15 protein-coding genes are annotated in these 18,031 nt (G+C 45.3%); 5 read left to right on the top strand and 10 right to left on the bottom strand.

From position 1 onward, the window contains the following. Positions 1–128: 128 nt before the first annotated feature. Together OEU88_RS16130 and OEU88_RS16125 are read left to right on the top strand one after the other, a co-directional pair. The gene (locus tag OEU88_RS16130; RefSeq protein WP_262696243.1) at positions 129–803 is read left to right on the top strand and encodes a sigma-70 family RNA polymerase sigma factor; all 675 of its coding nucleotides are present in this window, start codon (positions 129–131) and stop codon (positions 801–803) included. After that, the gene (locus tag OEU88_RS16125; protein WP_262696242.1) at positions 803–1,477 is read left to right on the top strand and encodes a ChrR family anti-sigma-E factor; all 675 of its coding nucleotides are present in this window, start codon (positions 803–805) and stop codon (positions 1,475–1,477) included. The genes OEU88_RS16130 and OEU88_RS16125 overlap by 1 nt, the downstream gene beginning before the upstream one ends. Before the next feature lie 108 nt (positions 1,478–1,585). On the opposite strand, the gene OEU88_RS16120 is transcribed toward OEU88_RS16125, so the two are convergent. Then, positions 1,586–3,169 carry a SulP family inorganic anion transporter gene (locus tag OEU88_RS16120; RefSeq protein ID WP_262696241.1) on the bottom strand — a complete coding sequence of 528 codons (1,584 nt, stop codon included), beginning with the start codon at positions 3,167–3,169 and terminating at the stop codon, positions 1,586–1,588. A 48-nt stretch (positions 3,170–3,217) separates the two neighbouring features. Next, positions 3,218–3,874, bottom strand: coding sequence for a carbonic anhydrase (locus tag OEU88_RS16115; protein WP_262696240.1), 657 nt, complete (start codon positions 3,872–3,874; stop codon positions 3,218–3,220). 199 nt (positions 3,875–4,073) lie between these two features. Between OEU88_RS16115 and OEU88_RS16110 the strand changes: the two genes are divergently transcribed. Next, complete coding sequence (locus OEU88_RS16110; protein WP_262696239.1) at positions 4,074–5,030, top strand: hydrogen peroxide-inducible genes activator; 957 nt, start codon at positions 4,074–4,076, stop codon at positions 5,028–5,030. Between the two features lie 15 nt (positions 5,031–5,045). Here the strand turns inward: OEU88_RS16110 and glpK are convergent, their stop codons facing one another. Beyond that, on the bottom strand, positions 5,046–6,524 hold the full coding sequence (glpK, locus tag OEU88_RS16105; RefSeq protein WP_262696238.1) for a glycerol kinase GlpK: 1,479 nt from the start codon (positions 6,522–6,524) through the stop codon (positions 5,046–5,048). Between the two features lie 9 nt (positions 6,525–6,533). After that, positions 6,534–7,295 (bottom strand): SapC family protein, encoded by a 762-nt coding sequence (locus tag OEU88_RS16100; RefSeq protein ID WP_262696237.1) that lies wholly within the window; start codon positions 7,293–7,295, stop codon positions 6,534–6,536. 202 nt (positions 7,296–7,497) lie between these two features. On the opposite strand from OEU88_RS16100, the gene OEU88_RS16095 reads away from it, so the two are divergent. Then, a complete protein-coding gene (locus OEU88_RS16095; protein WP_262696236.1) occupies positions 7,498–8,868 on the top strand; it encodes an alpha/beta hydrolase family protein in 1,371 nt (456 codons plus the stop codon). A 59-nt stretch (positions 8,869–8,927) separates the two neighbouring features. On the opposite strand, the gene OEU88_RS16090 is transcribed toward OEU88_RS16095, so the two are convergent. Together OEU88_RS16090 and OEU88_RS16085 are read right to left on the bottom strand one after the other, a co-directional pair. Next, positions 8,928–12,056, bottom strand: coding sequence for an efflux RND transporter permease subunit (locus OEU88_RS16090; RefSeq protein WP_262696235.1), 3,129 nt, complete (start codon positions 12,054–12,056; stop codon positions 8,928–8,930). Continuing rightward, the gene (locus OEU88_RS16085) at positions 12,040–13,173 is read right to left on the bottom strand and encodes an efflux RND transporter periplasmic adaptor subunit (RefSeq protein ID WP_262696234.1); all 1,134 of its coding nucleotides are present in this window, start codon (positions 13,171–13,173) and stop codon (positions 12,040–12,042) included. The genes OEU88_RS16090 and OEU88_RS16085 overlap by 17 nt, the downstream gene beginning before the upstream one ends. Positions 13,174–13,296: 123 nt before the next feature. On the opposite strand from OEU88_RS16085, the gene OEU88_RS16080 reads away from it, so the two are divergent. Then, complete coding sequence (locus OEU88_RS16080) at positions 13,297–14,046, top strand: TetR/AcrR family transcriptional regulator (protein ID WP_262696233.1); 750 nt, start codon at positions 13,297–13,299, stop codon at positions 14,044–14,046. Between the two features lie 7 nt (positions 14,047–14,053). Here the strand turns inward: OEU88_RS16080 and OEU88_RS16075 are convergent, their stop codons facing one another. The 4 genes from OEU88_RS16075 to OEU88_RS16060 form a co-directional block, all read right to left on the bottom strand. Next, entirely contained in the window at positions 14,054–15,622 is a 1,569-nt protein-coding gene (locus tag OEU88_RS16075; RefSeq protein ID WP_262696232.1) for a WS/DGAT/MGAT family O-acyltransferase, read from the bottom strand. A 252-nt stretch (positions 15,623–15,874) separates the two neighbouring features. Further along, entirely contained in the window at positions 15,875–16,627 is a 753-nt protein-coding gene (locus tag OEU88_RS16070) for an esterase/lipase family protein (protein ID WP_394805285.1), read from the bottom strand. Positions 16,628–16,891: 264 nt separating this feature from the next. Continuing rightward, positions 16,892–17,533 (bottom strand): TetR/AcrR family transcriptional regulator, encoded by a 642-nt coding sequence (locus OEU88_RS16065; RefSeq protein ID WP_262696230.1) that lies wholly within the window; start codon positions 17,531–17,533, stop codon positions 16,892–16,894. Positions 17,534–17,569: 36 nt separating this feature from the next. Then, on the bottom strand, positions 17,570–18,013 hold the full coding sequence (locus tag OEU88_RS16060) for a phasin family protein (RefSeq protein ID WP_262696229.1): 444 nt from the start codon (positions 18,011–18,013) through the stop codon (positions 17,570–17,572). Positions 18,014–18,031: the final 18 nt, after the last annotated feature.

The following is an 18,031-nucleotide window of genomic DNA, read 5'->3' as shown; positions in this document are numbered from 1 at the left end:
AACATGTACGAGAGCTACTTATTCCTCGCTGCTCACACCGCACATGTGATTGCCGGAATTCTCCTCAAGCCAAATAGTAAAGCGCACTTAGGTGTTTAATAAGTCACATTGGATAACTGAGATCAAATATGTATGCCGAACACCAAACTATTGAAACGCCGCATTACAATGCCTTGACACAAACCAGTCGCCAATGCTTGTCTTCCCAAAGAGCTTTCCATGACCAACTCAATGTCAAAGGTAGACATATCATCGCCGTTCCATCCGAAACGCTTGAAATGCTTGCCGCGCAAGTTGCAAAAGAACGTAGTAAACAGGCTTTTAAAAAGCTGTTTGACCACTTTGCACCACGAATCAAATCATTCATTCTTAAGCAGAAAATATCCGATGAGGCAGCCGAAGACCTAACACAGGAAGTTATGGTTACGGTTTGGCACAAAGCGCATATGTTTGACCCAAAGAAAGCTAAGCTTTCTACCTGGATATTTCGCATAGCCAGAAATAAATTCATCGATCAGGTACGCAAGCAGAAATATGTAGAAGTTAATGTAGATGATCATATTCAGTTTGTAGAAGCGGACGAAAAAACCGATACACCAGTGATCCAAGGTCAAGACAAGAAACGTATTACAAAGGCTATGAGCCAATTAAAGGATAATTTGAGAACCGTTATTGAGTTGTCGTTTTATCAAGACATGTCTCATTCACAAATTGCAGAACACTTAGACTTACCGCTGGGCACCGTGAAATCACGGATACGCATTGCTTTCCAAAAGCTGCGTGCGGAACTTGGAGACTATTAATGAAGCAAGAACAACTCATTCCAGATGAATGGATTGTTGCATATGCAGCTGGCACACTCACAGAAGCAAAAGCAACTCTTGTCGCAACACATATTAGCTTTCATCCTGAACTAAAGGAAAAGCTTAAAACGGCTGAAGATATTGGTGGCGAGTTGCTTGACAGCTCGGAGAAGGCATCAGTTTCTAATACATTATTTGATAAAATTGAAGCGGCGCTAGATCGCCCTTACTCAAGCGAGAAACAAGTGTCGTCTCGTCCGCTTACGCTTGAACACATAATGCCAACAAAGGCAGCCCCTGCACCGCTAGTCGACTATGTACGCTTAACTGGCCATCAACCTAAATGGCGTGTAATGGGCCCTGGCCTGCGTCAAGCAAAACTGTGTAAGGGAGAAAACGGTGAACGCCTATGGCTTCTTAAGGCGAAAGGTGGCACAGAGATGCCCAAGCATGATCACAACGGTCAAGAAATGACACTTGTTTTGCAGGGCAGTTATCACGTTGGTGAAACCCGCTTTTGCGTTGGAGATCTGGAGATTGCTGCTGACCATATAAAAGATCATCAACCGATGATCGACGAGGGCGAGGATTGTATCTGCCTTGTTGTTACTGAAGCACCTATAAAACTCAAGAGCATGCTGGCTCGCGTTGCACAGCCATTTATAGGAATCTAACGGTACCGCAGACGTTGTTTGTACTATACAGATGTAGCAAAACACCCGGTCACAATGTAACCGGGTGTTTTTTGTTATTATAAGCAAACTCTATCAGTTTTAACTGCCTTATTCAGCAGCAGGCTTATCCGAAAGAGACGCTATAGCGAATTGTAGTGCTTTAAGTCGATCATCAAACCAATGGTTCTCAGGTATTTTCTGTCCAACATCCAGTCCATGTAAAAGTTCATTTACCTTCCCGGAAGCACCAGAGATTATGATTTGCTTATGAGCGAGTATTGCGTCTTCTGCGATCGTTTCAACCGCCATAATAGCCGACAGGTCAATATCTGGAACGCGGGAAAAATCAAGGATAAGAGCAACCTGACCATCTTTCCATTTCTCACGAACCTGATGACCAAAATCAGCCGCTGCACCAAAGCTTAGTGGACCACCAAAATCAAATATGGTCACCTTACCTCTAACAGTATTTAGCAATTCAAGCTCTTGCTCATTGTCTGTACGCGGCTCAGCACTGGCTAGGGATTTCAGCTGAAGATCTGCTGTTTGTTTCACAAACGCCAAGGCGGCCAAGACAACGCCAACAGCAACAGCAGTGATCAAGTCTACAAATACCGTCAGACCTAACACGATAATCATCAGTGCCAAGTCCCAACGCGGCCCTCTGTGTGCTCGTTTGATGTATGCCACATCAATGATGTCATACCCAACTTTAACAAGTATACCTGCAAGAACAGCATGAGGAATTTGTGCCGCTAATGGTGCCAGACTAACAGCAACCGCGAACAAAAGTGCACCATGAATCATGCCTGATATCTTTGTCTGTCCACCAGAACGAATGTTAACCACAGTACGCATCGTTGCACCAGCACCAGGGATGCCGCCAAAGAAACCAGCAATAGTATTACCAACACCCTGACCAATAAGTTCTTTATCAGAATTATGCCGTGTTCTGGTCATGTTATCAGCAACCAGAGACGTCAATAGACTATCAATTGCACCAAGTAGCGCGAGCAATATAGCTGCTTCAAGCACAAGGAACATTGCATCAGATGATATGGTCGGAATAATCAGTGAGGGTAATCCAGTAGGAATATCGCCCAACAGTGGAGCACCTGGTATAGCAATACTTACAAGCGTACCGATAAGAAGTGCAGCAAGAGCGCCAGGGATATATTTACCTAAGCTTTTTGGCCAGAAAAACACGATAGCAAGCGTTAGCAAACCAAGAGCTAGTGCAATCCATACTGGGTCAGATACTGCACCAGGTATTGAGATAAGAGCAGGTATTGTACCTTTTCCTTCTGGTTCATGACCAAATAGCCTCGCTGTTTGCAGAGCGATAATGATAACGCCGATACCACTCATGAAACCGGAAACAACCGGATATGGTACCAATTTTATATATTGCCCAAACTTTAAAACGCCGAGCAAAATTTGCAAAATTCCAGCTAAAATAACAGCTAGAAATACCAGCTTTGGGTCGCCGGACAGGCCAGCGAAAACGCCAGCAAAAACCACAATCATCGGTCCTGTTGGGCCTGAAATTTGGGCACCAGTACCACCAAAAAGTGAGGCAAAGAAGCCAACGATTATTGCACCATACAAACCGGCAATCGGACCTGCGCCCGAAGCTTCACCGAATGCTAGTGCAAGTGGCAATGCGACAATACCGGCAGTCAAACCGCCCATTACGTCGCCGCGGATATTACGCGTGTCAAAAAATGCTATTGTAGCCTCCTATTCAGCAGCAGTCATTGAATAAACCGCCTGAAGTGTATCACCATCCAGCGGCTTGAACTCACGTGTTGTTTCATCGTAGGCGTTAATTGTGCCGGTTTTAATTTCATAAACCCAGCCATGCAAACGCACACGTCCAGAAGCAAGACGAGAAGCAACAAATGGATGTGTCTTCAAGTTTTGTATCTGCGCAATTACATTCTCTTCGATCATACGATTTAGTTTCTCTTCACCCTCAAGTTCTGCATGATTGTCTTTGATAATGCGCGTTGCTGCATCAGCATGTTTCAACCATCCGCAAACATGTGGAAATTCTTCTAGGCCTTCAGGTGCAAGCGCGCCCTTCATGGCACCGCAATCTGTATGTCCGCAAATTATAATTTCAGTAGTTCCAAGTGCTCCAACTGCAAATTCAATCGAAGCAACAGTCCCTCCAGCAGCTGGGCCATGCGGCGGCACAATATTACCTGCGTTACGGACCAAGAAGAGGTCACCCGGGTGCGTTTGCGTTATCATGTTGGCATCAATGCGACTATCTGCACATGTAATGAAAAGTACTTCTGGAGATTGACCAGAAGATAATTCTTCAAACAAATCTTTATGTTGCGGGTAAACTTCGCTTTTAAATCTAGCAACGCCGTCGATTACTTTTTTCATTTTTACCTTAACCTTAATATTGAGTTTTGTGGCGAAATATCTTTCGCCGCTCTTGCATGATGCGAGTCTCAACTCAATGAAATAATGTAACATGTTGGCGTTACAATTAATGCCTATGCTTTTTAATTACATGTGATAGTATTTCTATATCACAGTAACACACGATCACAGCACCGTGAAAAGGCTAAACTAAAGCGATATGGATCCAACATATAAACAACTAAAGTACTTACACGCCATCAGCCAAGTCAAAAGTTTACGGCGAGCGGCTGAACGACTTGATGTGTCTCAGCCCACGTTGACAGCACAAATTAATACGCTTGAAGAACGTGTTGGTGTCACATTGCTGCAGCGGTCACGCCAAGGCACTGAACTGACACCTGCAGGTAGAGCGTTCATGCCGCATATAGAAGTTATGATAAAAGAAATGACGTCCATTAAACGCCTTGCAGCGGATGCGGAAGGTAATCTTATTGGAACATACCGTTTAGGCGTACCACCAACGCTAGGTCCCTACTTCCTTCCCGAGGTTATCCCTACAATTCACAAGACCTTCACAGAGCTAAAGATGTTTGTGCGTGAAAAGGAACCTCGTGACCTTGAGGTGGGTCTCACAAATGGTGATTATGACCTCATCATTACAACGCTTCCAATGGAAATACCTAATCTCAGTATTGAGCCGCTATTTAACGAACCGCTGGTTCTTGTATGCGCGCTTGATCATCCGTTTGCAAACATGGACGAAGTGTCGCCAGAGTTACTTAAGGGTGAAAACCTGTTGGCTATTGAAGAAAAACACCGCTTGTTTGATTTGATGCAAACAATTGCTGCCCAGTTCGGGGCACGATTACTGCGCGACTATGAAGGAACAAGCCTTGATACATTGCGCCACATGATTGGCACAGGTCTTGGCTTGGCATTCTTGCCTTCTTTGTATGTGAAATCCGAGATAGCACCACGCCGTGATGTTACATCAGTTAAATTTGCTTATACGGATTTTATGCGCGGCGTTGTTTTAGCATGGCGCCCTGGTTCACCAAGAACTGAACTTTACAGGAAGATGGCATCAATTATGCGCGGCATTGCGCAGAAAAACCTGTCGGAATATGTCACGTTAAATATGCAAATTACCGATATTGAAGGTGGAAAACTTTAACTTATGTCATTTTCATCATGAAAATGATCGCACACATTCTACCGCTTTGTGCCAACCCGCCAGAAGTTTGCTAGAGTCGAATGGCTCAGGAGTGAATTTTCTATCTAAACTCCAATTGCTTTCAATGTCCTTCATCGTAACACCCGTTTGGAGTGCGGCAAGATATGCAGCACCCAGTGCGGTGGTCTCCATTACTTTAGGCCGTTCAACGGGAAGGTTAAGAACGTTAGCCAAAAATTGGTTCATCCAGTTATTGGCAACCATACCTCCATCAACACGCAAAGCGTTTGGTTTCACCCCGTCTCTCTCCATTGCAGCCAATAGATCATATGTTTGATAACAAATAGATTCGAGCGTAGCGCTTGCTAACTCGGCTCGCCCTGTGGCACGTGTCATACCAAGAACCGCCGCGCGGGCATCGGGATCCCAGTACGGCGCACCAAGCCCGGTAAAGGCAGGCACCATATAAACACCGTGCCCTGGTCTGACTGTTTCTGCCAAAGCTTCTGACTCTGGTGCGCTATCAATAATCTGGATACCGTCACGTAACCATTGAACGGCAGCACCAGCAACAAATATAGAACCCTCAAGAGCATAACTGGGCTTGCCATTTAGCCGATAAGCCACTGTCGATAATAAACGATTTTGAGATCGCAGTATTTTGTTGCCAGTATTTACAAGCACAAAACAACCAGTGCCGTATGTGCTTTTAATCGACCCCTCGTGAAAACAGCACTGCCCAATGGCCGCCGCTTGTTGATCACCTGCTACGCCAAGAATAGGAATGCTCTTTCCAAACAATGATGCATCTGTTGCACCAAAATCAGCTGCGCAATCCTTCACTTCTGGTAACATTGAGGCTGGAACGCGAAACAGAGTTAGTAACTCTTCATCCCAGTTTTGCGTTTCGATATTAAACAAGCTGGTCCTTGAAGCATTAGTGGCATCTGTTGCGTGAACTTTGCCGCCCGTTAAGCGCCAAATCAGGAAACTATCAATAGTTCCGAAGGCCAATTCACCTGCTTCAGCACGTTTTCTCGCCCCGCGTACGTTATCTATAATCCAGGCAGCTTTTGTAGCTGAGAAATAAGGATCAAGTAGCAAGCCAGTTTTTGCTTGTACCATATCACCGCAACCATCTGCCGTTAAACGGCGACATACGGGCGCTGTCCGGCGGTCCTGCCATACAATTGCATTATGGATGACCTCACCGGACTTTTTATCCCAAACAACAGATGTTTCCCGTTGATTGGTAATGCCAATGCTCGTCACATTGTAATTTTCGGTTCGAACTTTGGTTACAACGTCTTGCGCTGCTTTAAGAGTTGTCTTCCATATTTCATCGGGGTCATGTTCTACATAACCATCTGACGGGAAATACTGTGTGAACTCATATTGGCTAGTGGCAATGACTGCACCGCGCCGATCAAAGACCATCGCACGGCTACTCGTTGTACCTTGATCAATTGCAAGGACGCAGTCTTTGCCAGCCATTAAGAGTTCCTATGTGTCTTGTTTTGTTGGATCAATCATATCTACATTAATGGAACGAACAAGCGTGCCGCCCTTTTGATTATTCAACTGAACCAGACGCTTGATTTGCGCCATAGATTGAATAGCAACATGTGTTGCAGCCAAGTGACCCGATTTATGCATCTCAAGAGCAACATCGTCAGGAAGATTTTGAAGGGCTTGGTTATCAGGAGTCCATAAACCTGTCAGTTCGGTTTTCACGCCATTAACATCTTCAAGCAACAAACGGAATTCACGTAGCAAATTCTGCTTTTCCAGAGTCTCCATAAACTTTTGGGAAGCAACCTCACCTTCGAAAAGTTGAGCAAGAAAGCGCGTTACACGCTCAAAATATTCTGTTTCTTTACCATTTTCGTCAAACAGAGCCGAGCCTTCTTCACCAACAAGATCACTATCCATGTCGATTGCTGCGCCAACTTGTTTCCCATCACCAATGGCTTTAATGGAGAAAGGTACGCGGCCCAAATTCATAGGAATATGCGTACCAACCCACTCACCATCACGGTAAAAAAGGTTTTCTTCCACACGCAAGCCAAGCATTGAAGCTGGGCGGAAGCGATCGCTTTTCTCATCTTTAAGGAAAACAATGGGACTGTTTGCCGCTACATCTGCAAACTCATTGACCACAACCGGCACAACGTGCACTTTTTCTGTGTAACCAATGCCAGCATCAGTGCGAATTTTAACATTTTGATGCTCTTCCCGTGTGACAGGTACGATATTGTTAGCCATTATATTCCCAACTAAATCTATTCTATTGTTGTATGCCGTCATGGCATAAATTTCATGCTCCGCTATAGCACCGTAAGTAGCCAGCGAAAATCTGGCGCCCAAACAACACTGAATCGCAAGCAAGTGCAAGCTTTAAGGCATAAATCGTTTAGATAATGGAAGTAATTATGATTATGGTAGAGCATATTCCAAAGAGGTAGTTATGCGATATCTCCCAATCTTGTTTATGGCTCCATTAATTATGTCAATTTCTCATACGGCATCATTTGCCGAAGACCCTCACGACGTCACCAATCAAACCGCTTACAGCATTCCCAAGGCAGATGCTCCGGAACTGGCCGCACTTGGTAAATATGCAGTCGGCGTAACGCAAATGGCTTTCACTGATGACAAAAGACCAAGCATCACAGAAGCCATGCAGGGCAAGGGACCAGCTCCTAGAACTATCCCCATACACATCTGGTATCCAGCTGCTCACACTCCGACAGATAGTTCTCCAGCCGAGTACACGGGAAAGCTACCATTTCGACCAGGTGTTAGGCCTGAAGGGTTTCCGGAAACATACACAATTAAAGGTATTGCCCATTCAGATGCCACACCTGCATTGGGCGGGAAATTTCCGCTAATTATCGTTTCACATGGCTACGGTAACTGGCCAACTTTTCTCAGTTACCTTACCGAGAATTTAGCCTCAAAGGGCTACATCGTTGCAGCCATTGATCATATGGATATACCGTATACAGACATACAAAGTTTTGGCATCTCGTTTGGCAGCACTATTATTAACCGCGCTCGCGATCAGCGATTTATTATGGACAAGCTAGTTGAACTAGCGGAAACGCCTGATCACCCTATCAGTTCTATCATTGATAGCGAGAACATTGGCCTGATAGGCTATTCCATGGGCGGTTTTGGTGCGGTGGCTTCTGCGGGCGCACCATATGACGCAGCTAGTCCAAGCTTTGCACAAATACCCGCGACACTCAGCGATGGCATCATGGAAGAAAATAGCCGTGATATTGAGCCACACCCTGCCCTCAAGGCTGTTACACTAATCGCACCATGGGGCGGTGCGCCTGCAAATCGCGCATGGACAACCAAAGCACTATGCAGCATTCAAGTGCCGCTCTTTTTTATTGCAGGTGACGCCGATGATGTATCGGGTTACGAGGACGGCATTCATTGGATTTACGACAATGCATCCAGCACAAAAAAGCACATGCTTGTATACAGCAATGCCCGACACAGCGTTGGCGGTAACCCTGAGCCACCAATAGCTGACACTCATTTTGATCTAACTGATTGGTTCAATGAACCTGTTTGGCGCCGTGATCGCATCACAGGCATAAACCAGCATTTCGTGACCGCATTTATGGGTTTGCACTTGAAGCAACAGGATGAAATGGCTGATTTTATAAACGTTAAACCTATCAAATCCAATGACGGTCAGTGGCCCTTGAAACTTGGTGGCTATGTCGGAGGTCAATACAGCAGCGGCAACCATGACGGTAAAGCTTACTGGAAGGGTTTCCAGCGCCGCTACGCATTGGGAATGCAGATGCTTAGAGACTAACAAAACTTTATCAGTGTTGAGTTTCTAAAGCAGATGATGATCCGCCATCTCCTTTTTCATTATGCAGCTACAGGTTCTGTCTCCCCGCTGATACGCTTATGCTTAGCTACTGTAATTGTGAAAGCTATAGGCGTAAAATACAGCGAAATAATCGTAGACAAGAGAACTCCGCCTGCAATTGACATGGCAAACGGTGGCCAAAAACCTCCGCCTTCAATAATAAGTGGCAAAAACCCACCAAACGTTGTTGTTGTTGTGGATATGATATGGCGACTGCTTTCAACAACAATTTCGCGTATCCGATCAACATTGCCTGCCATTGCACCAGCATCTTGCTGCAATGCTGTTAGAATAATTATTGCGGCATTAATGGACACACCAATAGAACCAATAACACCGATGAGCGCATTAATACCAAATGGATATGCGAAAATTTCGAGTGCCAGCACACTCATACACATGGATAGCACTGCGACAACACCCGTAATCATGGACAGCTTAAACCTGTTAAATGTCAAAACAATCGTTGCGATTGTCAACACAACGATTAAACCGATCGGTGCCAGCAAATTGTCAACAGTTGAGGCCCGTTCATCAGAGTCCCCGCCTATATCAAAACGATACCCAAAGGGCACTTCAATCGGATCACGCTCCAGCTCAGCTTGAACAGCAGCAAACGCTACCTCTGGTAAAATATGGTTAGGGGTAAAACCTTGAACAGTATTTGTACGCTCACCGTCTTTTCGTGTAATTGGACTTTCAGACGGAGCAATCGTGACACTACCCAGCGCACTAAGCGGCATGCTCTGATAACGCCCACCAACCACACCGGTAACTGGCACATCAACAGAACGCAGGCGATCAAGCGACTGACGCCATTTATCTTCATAACGTACGCGTACAGGCAGCTCTTCAGAACCTTCCAATAATGATCCACCCGAAACACCTTCAAGAACAGCCTCAAGATGACGCGAAACCGCTGTTAGAGGTACGCCAGACACGTTGGCCTGATCTTCATTGGCGCTAAATAAGATTTTGGGGCTACCGCCCATCAGAGTCGCACGTGTATGCTCAATGTAAGGCGCACGGCTCATACGAACGCGTATCTGCTCACCAATATCACGCAGCACGTTCAAATCCGGACCTTTAACCAAAATCTCCACTGGGGCAGAAACTGGCGGACCCTGAACCAACCCCTTTACTAATGTTTGAGCTTGCGGAAACTCACGGTCCAGTATGGCCTGTAATTCCGGAATTACGCGCCTCGTCGCCTGCTCAGAGGAAGTAGTGATAAGCGCTTCAGCAAAGCTTGCAACGCCGTCCTGATTAGATTGCATGTTGTAGTAAAAGCTCGGCGCACTCTCTCCTACCATCCATGTCACTGACGTTATATCAGGATAGTCAGCAATAATAATATCCGCAGCGCGCGCAAGCAAACGTGTTTCCTCGATGGATGCGTTTCCATCCAACTTCATTTGGATATGAAATTGGTCCCTTTCTACGCCGGGGAAAAATTGCGACGTGAGTGTGGGGAACGCAAGCAATCCAATGATTGGAAGCGCAAGTGAAGCAAACAAAGCAACAGGTCTGTGTGTGATAGCCCAACCAACGGAACGCTCAAACAGTTCACCTACCCGGCCAGATTTCATACCCCGCGCCCACCACGCATGGGATTTGCCTTCCCCCTTAGCTGGCAATAACCAACCAGCCAATGCTGGCGTTATAGTGAGAGCAAGGAAAAATGATGCCACCAACATAACGATTACAGAAATGGCGATAGAGCCCACAAAATCTCCAGCTGGCCCAGGCAGTAAAGCCATAGGAAGGAAAGCCAATACTGTTGTAACAGTTGAAGCCAGTAATGGCCCTGAAAGTCGTCGCACCGCCTCCTCAACTGATTGTAAACGCGGTGTAGCATTAATCAATCGACGACGAATATCATCCGTCATAACAATTGCTGCATCGACAAGTAACCCAAGCGCAACAATAAGGCCTGTCACTGACATTTGGTGAATTGGAATACCAACATACTGCAAAACAGAAATCGAAAGCAGCGTTGTTAACGGTAGAATACAGGCGACGATAAATGCGCCGCGCCAACCAAGCGTGAAAAACAACACAATAATGACGAGAGAAGAACCGATTAAAATATTGATCGTTAAATCTGTCAAACGATCGACAGTATACTGACTCTGATCAAAGAGAATTCTATGTTCAATGTCCTCAGGCAGAGTTTGCTCGAAATTCGAGGTTTCTTCACGCAAACGCTTAATCCATGTATCGACCTGAAGCCCTTCTTCCATCAAAGCACCAAGTAAAATAGCAGGTCTGCCATTGGCGTAACCAATACTACTGATAGGCTGAATAGTTGTTCGTTCAACACTGGCTATATCACCAACATGCACAACAGCACCGGAAGGCAGCGCAAGAACAGGAATTTTCCGTACACGTTCCAATGAGCGAATTTCACCCACCACTTCCAACAAATAATTGTTTTCAGTACCACGCAATTGGCCTGCTTGTACCTTGCTGTCTCCGCGACTGATTGCATCAACAATCATATCTGGAGATAGGCCCATATTGTTTGCACGGTCTGCATTTACAGTGACAAGAACTTCCTCATTTTGATCACCAAACAACCGTACTTGTTTGGTGCCGGGTAACTGGCGCAACTCATCTTGTAGCAGCTCGGCATACCGCTGTAGTTGCGCCGGCACGTAATAATCTGCATCGCGCGGCGTCAATACGCTGATCGCAGTGAAGGCACCGAACTTATCTGAATCAAATTCCGGGTCTGGCACACCGGCAGGAAAATTACGTGCGGCATCAGATAACGCATCCCGAATTTCAGACCAGGCAGACTCTATTTCCGTATCACTAATATATTGGGAAAGCTCAACAACAACAATGGAGAGGCCCTCTCGTGAGGTCGAGTTAAGCTCTTCAATTTCTTCAATCTTCTTTAGTTCTTCTTCGATTTTTTCAGTGACAAGCGCTTCAACACGACCAGGGCTCGCCCCCGGGACAGGCGTCAAAATAGTGGTAAAAAGATTCACAATGGTAGGATCTTCTTGTCGCCCGATTGTCTTGATACCGGTCAGCCCAGTAACAACAATAATGCCAACAGCCAGCGCAAATACGCGCCATTCGCGATAAAAGAGCGTCAACATGCTACTTGCTCCGCTCATTGGTTGGCGCCACTTTCTGGCCTGGCACAATCCTGTGAGTACCATTAGTCACAACTTGATTATTAGCGCCCAAATTCGCACGAACAAAAACACGGCTGGTTTCTGCATGAATAATTTCCACGCTTCTTCGAACAACAACATTGTCATCCCCAACTGCAAATACAGTCCATAATCCCTTCGTCCCTTCAACCAACGCTTCCGTTGGCATCCAGTAGCCATTTTCTTTTCGGCTATTGGCAAACTGCAACTCAACCAGCTCACCAATTGCGATTGGTGTTTCTGTATCAAGCTTGAAAAGTACATCTTGTGTGCGCGTTTGAGAGTTAACATCCGGCCTTACTGAATATATCTTTGCGGAGATCTTTTTATCGCCATAAGCAATCTCGTAATTTTGTTCAGCATTTAGCAAAGCAACTCGCATGGCAGGCATACTTATACGGGCAAGCTGCACACCTGTTTCCATCAAATTAACAACAGGCGTTCCCGCATTCAGGACACCACCTACATCAACAAAACGCTGCCCTACAATACCATCAAAAGGGGCATATAATGTTGATTTTTCAATGTTGACATCAATCGTTTTTAACGCAGCTTCAATTTCTTTGTATTGCGCTTGTAATGTCTGTGTATTCAAGCGCGCTTCATCATATTGCTGTTCGTTCGAGTGACCCTGCTCAAACAATTTCTTGCGGCGCGCTTCTGTTAGTTGTGCAAGTTGAACTTGTGCTGCAATACGTTCTAATGAAGCCATTGTCTGCGAGCGATTTGCTTCTAATATCAGCGTATCTTGTTGAGCGATTGCATCTCCTTTGTTAACGGCAGTGCCTTCGTCAACAAACATTGCTAGAATTTTTCCAGGCTGTTCAAATGAAAGGTCATTTGCTTGAAGCGTTTCCACCCTGCCCGCGTAAAAATCATTCACCATATACTCGAGTTGCAGCGTGACTTTGGACGTATTGACAGGGAGTGTAAAAGTTTCTGTCTGCTTACTGATCGCCGCCCGCTGGTATAATCCTACAGTCACGAGCAAGATAACAACTGCGATAGCCACCAATGCAACGACAGTGGATATAGTTTGTCGCGTAATTTCTAAAACAGTTTTGGATTGCGCTGCCATGTTCTTTTAAACCTACTATTCATCCGGCTTATAATTGCCTTGCTTGATTAATGTTAGTGTGATTAACATATGTTATCGACATTAACATTACAATAGTAGCATTGCACTTTTTAGGCAGACACAGTGAACTCAAAAATAAACCACAAGAAAGATAAGCCCAACTACCATCACGGAGACCTTCGTGAAACGTTGATAGGCGCGGCTGTTAATCTTGTTTGTGAGCAAGGCGCTGAATCGTTCACGCTAAAAGGCGCGAGCAAAGCCGCCGGTGTAAGTGTTGCTGCACCTTATAGGCATTTTTCTGACAAGGCTGAGTTGCTTTTTGAAGTTGCTGAGCAGGGCTTTCAAATGCTGGTAAACCTAATGCTCACAAAAACAAACGATATGAAGCCCGGCGAGATAGACACTATATCGAAGTTAGGTTGCGCTTATGTCGATTTTGCAAGCACTTACCCAACCTTGTTCAGATTAATGTTTAGAGATCATCAACACGATCCGGAAATAAACCTCAATACAATGCTGCCGTCGAAAGGCTGCCCAGAAAAAGGCGCTGCCATTATAGATATTTTTGAGGTATCTAACCCAGATTTTACAGCTAATGCCCTCATGCGGGATGCCCCCACAAAAGGCATCGGCTGTTATTCACTTCTGTTAAAGAACATTGCCGTATTTCTTGTGAAAAATGGGCTAGACCCATCTAATACACTCCATGTTTCAACACAAATGTGGGCAACGGTACATGGCACTGCGTGTCTTCTGATTGATCGTAATTTCCAGAATCTTGTTCCAGATATATCGACCGACGAGATAATTGAACAATCAACGCAATATTATTTGGCAGGCCTACTACAAAGCAGTAAACCCACCACATAAATTATCTTTATAGCGTAGCTTTTCGCACATCAGCAGGCTTAGCCGCCTTGGCTTTCGCTGTTACCGTTTTAGCCGCTGGTTTTACATCAGAAGCTTTAGATTTAGGCGACTTCTTGGCCTTGGGTGCGCTATCGTCATTAGCAGCAGCAACAACCTTCTCTTGAGCATCGATGGCGGCTCTCAACAAAGCAAACTCTTCAACAATATCGTCTGCAATATCCTGCACATCTGGTACAGCAATCTTGCAAGCAATTAAGCCAAAGTCCAATCGGTCTACATAACTTTGCAATGTAATGTTAAGCGCAGAGCCGTGCGTTGCAATAGAAACTGGAAAATATGCAATAACTTTACTTCCAGCAAAATACATAGGGCGGCGTGGTCCGGGAACGTTAGAAATAACAACGTTCATCGCCGCTGGCATACGGTTAACCACATCTGTTCTATTTGCAAACTGTGCTGCAGCTGACACCAGTACAGGCGCACCGAAGAAAGAAAAATCTGTTGGGAAAACTTCTTTAACTGCGCCAAGTTGCTTTTTCGAGCGCTTGGCATTTTCGTTCACGCGGCGCAAACGCTCTAGTGGATCAGAAACATCTGTACCAATCTCACAGGTAATAGCGGCAACCTGATTGTTATTGCTGGTATCACCCAATTCACGTAGGGACACAGGCACACCCGCAACCAGCGATCTTGCTGGCAACTCGTTGTGTCGCTCAAAATAGCGCCTTAAAGCGCCACCACAAACAGACATAACAACATCGTTAAGCGACGTACCAGAGCGTTTGGCTAGAGCGATAGTTTCTGACAAAGAAAGCGACTGCGCACCGTATGCGCGCTGTTTTTGTATACGTACATTAAAACGCGTTTTAGGCGCTGGCTGCATTGTCTTCAAAATGCCGCTACCGTCTTCAATAACGACTTTAGCAAGGTTACCAATGGCCTTCGACAAAGCGGGAAGTGCTGCAATCACATCAGCTTGTTGCTGCATAAACTTGCCGTATGCGCTACCAAGCAGCTCAAAGAAACCTGGTTTTTCTGTGCTTAATCTAATTGCTCGGTTCGGCAAAGGTGGACGCGGTGTAGGCGCACGATCGGAAAGAATATCCATTGCAGATATCCCTGCTCCGCCATCAACACCAGCATGGTGTCCTTTACTGTATACAGCAAAGCTACCCTTTTTGAGGCCAAAAGCCGGATCCTCAACACCTTCAATAATATAAAATTGCCAAAGCGGACGATCACGATCAAGCGTCGCGGAATGCAGTCCCTGAATAAGGATGCGCAATTGCTCAACAGTTCCAGGAGCAGGTAACCTCGCATGCTTGATATGATAATCCATATCAATTTCACCAGCGCTCACCCACACAGGATGATCGATGTAAAAAGGTGTATGCATTAGCTTACGATGAAACGAGGGGATTTCGTGAATACGCGATGCAATTTGAGACTTTAATGCTTCGTATGGGTTGTCCCCGTCCTTTGCTGGTTCACACATAAGCAAACTGGCAATATGCATCGGCGTTTCGTCAGTTTCCATATAAAGGAAAGTTGCATCCATTCCCGAAAGTTTATGCATTTATATCTCCTGTCATCAACATCCACCGTGGTCCAACAACAATAGGCTTGCATAGACCCTAAACACAGTGTCATCAGAAAATCCGAAATGGAAAAACTGACCCTAAAAGAGCATCAAATTATGACTGCCCCCGCATTTTCAATATGTATAACACACAAAATTAGAAAATGCTTACTAACAAGCATCAACGACACATACAGGCCATAGAATGAAAAAAGGAGGCTCCATAAGACCCTCCCATTATTTTATTTTTTATGCCGCAGCTTCTGGTACAAGCTCTGGTGTATCGAAAAACATTTTTCGACTACCAACATTTGAGAAACGGCGCCATTTTCCTTCGCGCTGGGACAGGCGGTCAGCTAGGATATACATTACGCTTGGGTTGACCCCTAATCCGCAATGGCTTGCTGATACAACAATATTTTCTGTGTGACGCGCCTTCCAGGGACTAACTGGTTTGGCTTGCTCACAACTTTGCCACGCTACGACACCGTCCGTTTTCGTATACACTGATGTTGTAGGCACTGGTGGTGCCTTATGAAGCGTTGTCTCAATTGGTGGTTTGTCAACAGAATGACCTGCAACAAACTCATAAAAGCGCCATGCATTCGTAGAACGTGGATCGCCAGAGTGCGGACTGCCAAGTGATATTACGCCGCGCACCATTTGCGGCCGCATTTTCGCAATTTCTCGTGCAAAAATACCGCCTAAACTCCAGCCAACAAGGCTAACTTTCCGGCCATGTTTTTCATACACCTCTTCAAGGCGTGCAAGCATTCCTTCCAGAATGCCTTCGCGAAGGCCAAAGTTCCGGCCCAAATCCCACGGATACGTTGCATAACCACGATCATCAAGGAAAGACCGTAAGGGTTTAGTTGAAAAATCCGAAGCGCCTAGACCCGGGAAGATTAGAACCGGATGACCATCGCCTCGTGGTAAACGTTTCAAGAACGGTGCAGATAATTTCATAGCTCCATATTCATACAGAGCACGCCCTTCCATCATAATTAACAAAGCGGAAGGCGCTTTAACTTTACCAGACTTATTAAACACACATTTCTCCTGACCATTGTCATCAATGGACCCTCCCCGGTCACATTTCGGTCATATTAATGACAGTGATCAAAGCAGCCGTCAAACACTCCGTGCAATATTTAGTCAAAAAACCAAAGGTCTGCACAATATTTAGGCACCTTTGGCGTGTTTTATTGTTGGAATACGCTATAAGCTGAGAAAAACAGAAAACAGATACGCTGAGCAACTAGACTGTTAGCCAGCTGCTTTAAGCATTTTATCACGGAAATCAGTGAGCAATTTAAGAAATGTGTCACTCCCCTCAACCACATAGGGTGTTAACTGACTAATCAAGCCAAATACGCCCTTATGAATTGAGGCAGGTGTTGAGGCCGTTTCGTCCATCAGCGTTTGATATGTAGGCCAATATGTTAGCTGCAAGGCAAAACGTTCGGCCATTTGCTCAAGCTCAATATCTGAAATAGAAATAAACCCTGTCTCGCTTAAGCGCTTAATCAGCGATGTCATAGCTTTAACCTTAAGCGACACCAAACCGCGGAAGCGGCGTTCGATATCTGGGTACCTTTCCAAGATTGCCTGTAAATTACGATAAAAAAACCGAAAGTCAGCTATTTCTTCGTATAAAATATAGAAATATATCCAGTTATCCGAAAGCTCTAACGGTTTTTCAACCGGTGCATTCAGCACCATACGGAACTCTTCTTCAAAGTCTAAAAATAACTGTTTTATAATCGGGTCTTTGCCCTTGAAATGATAATACAGATTACCTGGGCTGATTTCCATTTCGTTGGCAATATCCACCGGCGTGACATTCTGCTCCCCTTCCTCATTAAAAAGATTAAGGCTGCATTGCAGAATTTTGTCTTTTGTTTTCATTTTTTATCGCCGGTTAATGAGGCAAACGAATACTTTCTATTTTTTAGCGGCTGTCGCTTTCTTAGCTGCAGGCTTTGCTTTGCGTGTCCGCGGCTTCGCAGATGTTGGCTTGGAAGCTGCAATTAATTTATCAAGCTTGGCGTCGATACTATCAAGCCGCGCCTCAAGGCGTTCAATGGTTTCAGCTTGATCAGCGGATGTTTCAGCGAGACCAAGAGCAGCTTTCATGCGCTCCATACGGTCTTCAACATTAGTGCGATGTTTTTCTGCTATCTCAGGCGCATATTGCTTAGCGACAGTACTCACTTTGTTTTCAAGCTCTTGGCCTTTCCCGACAAGCTCTTCAAAAACCTTAGTGGTTTCCTTACCCATCTTGGCATATGCATCTTGCGCATCACCGATCGCACGTCCGTAGGCTCCTATTCCTGCAAGCCAGACTTTACGAGCGATATCCATATCTTTTTTAGATTTCCCAGACATTACGATCTCCTTAAAAAT

It is taken from the genome of Kordiimonas aquimaris (assembly GCF_025574485.1).
In the GTDB taxonomy this organism is placed as follows: Bacteria; Pseudomonadota; Alphaproteobacteria; order Sphingomonadales; family Kordiimonadaceae; genus Kordiimonas; species Kordiimonas aquimaris.
The sequence above is the reverse complement of the archived record's forward strand: the minus strand, read 5'-3'. Positions and strand labels throughout refer to the sequence as shown.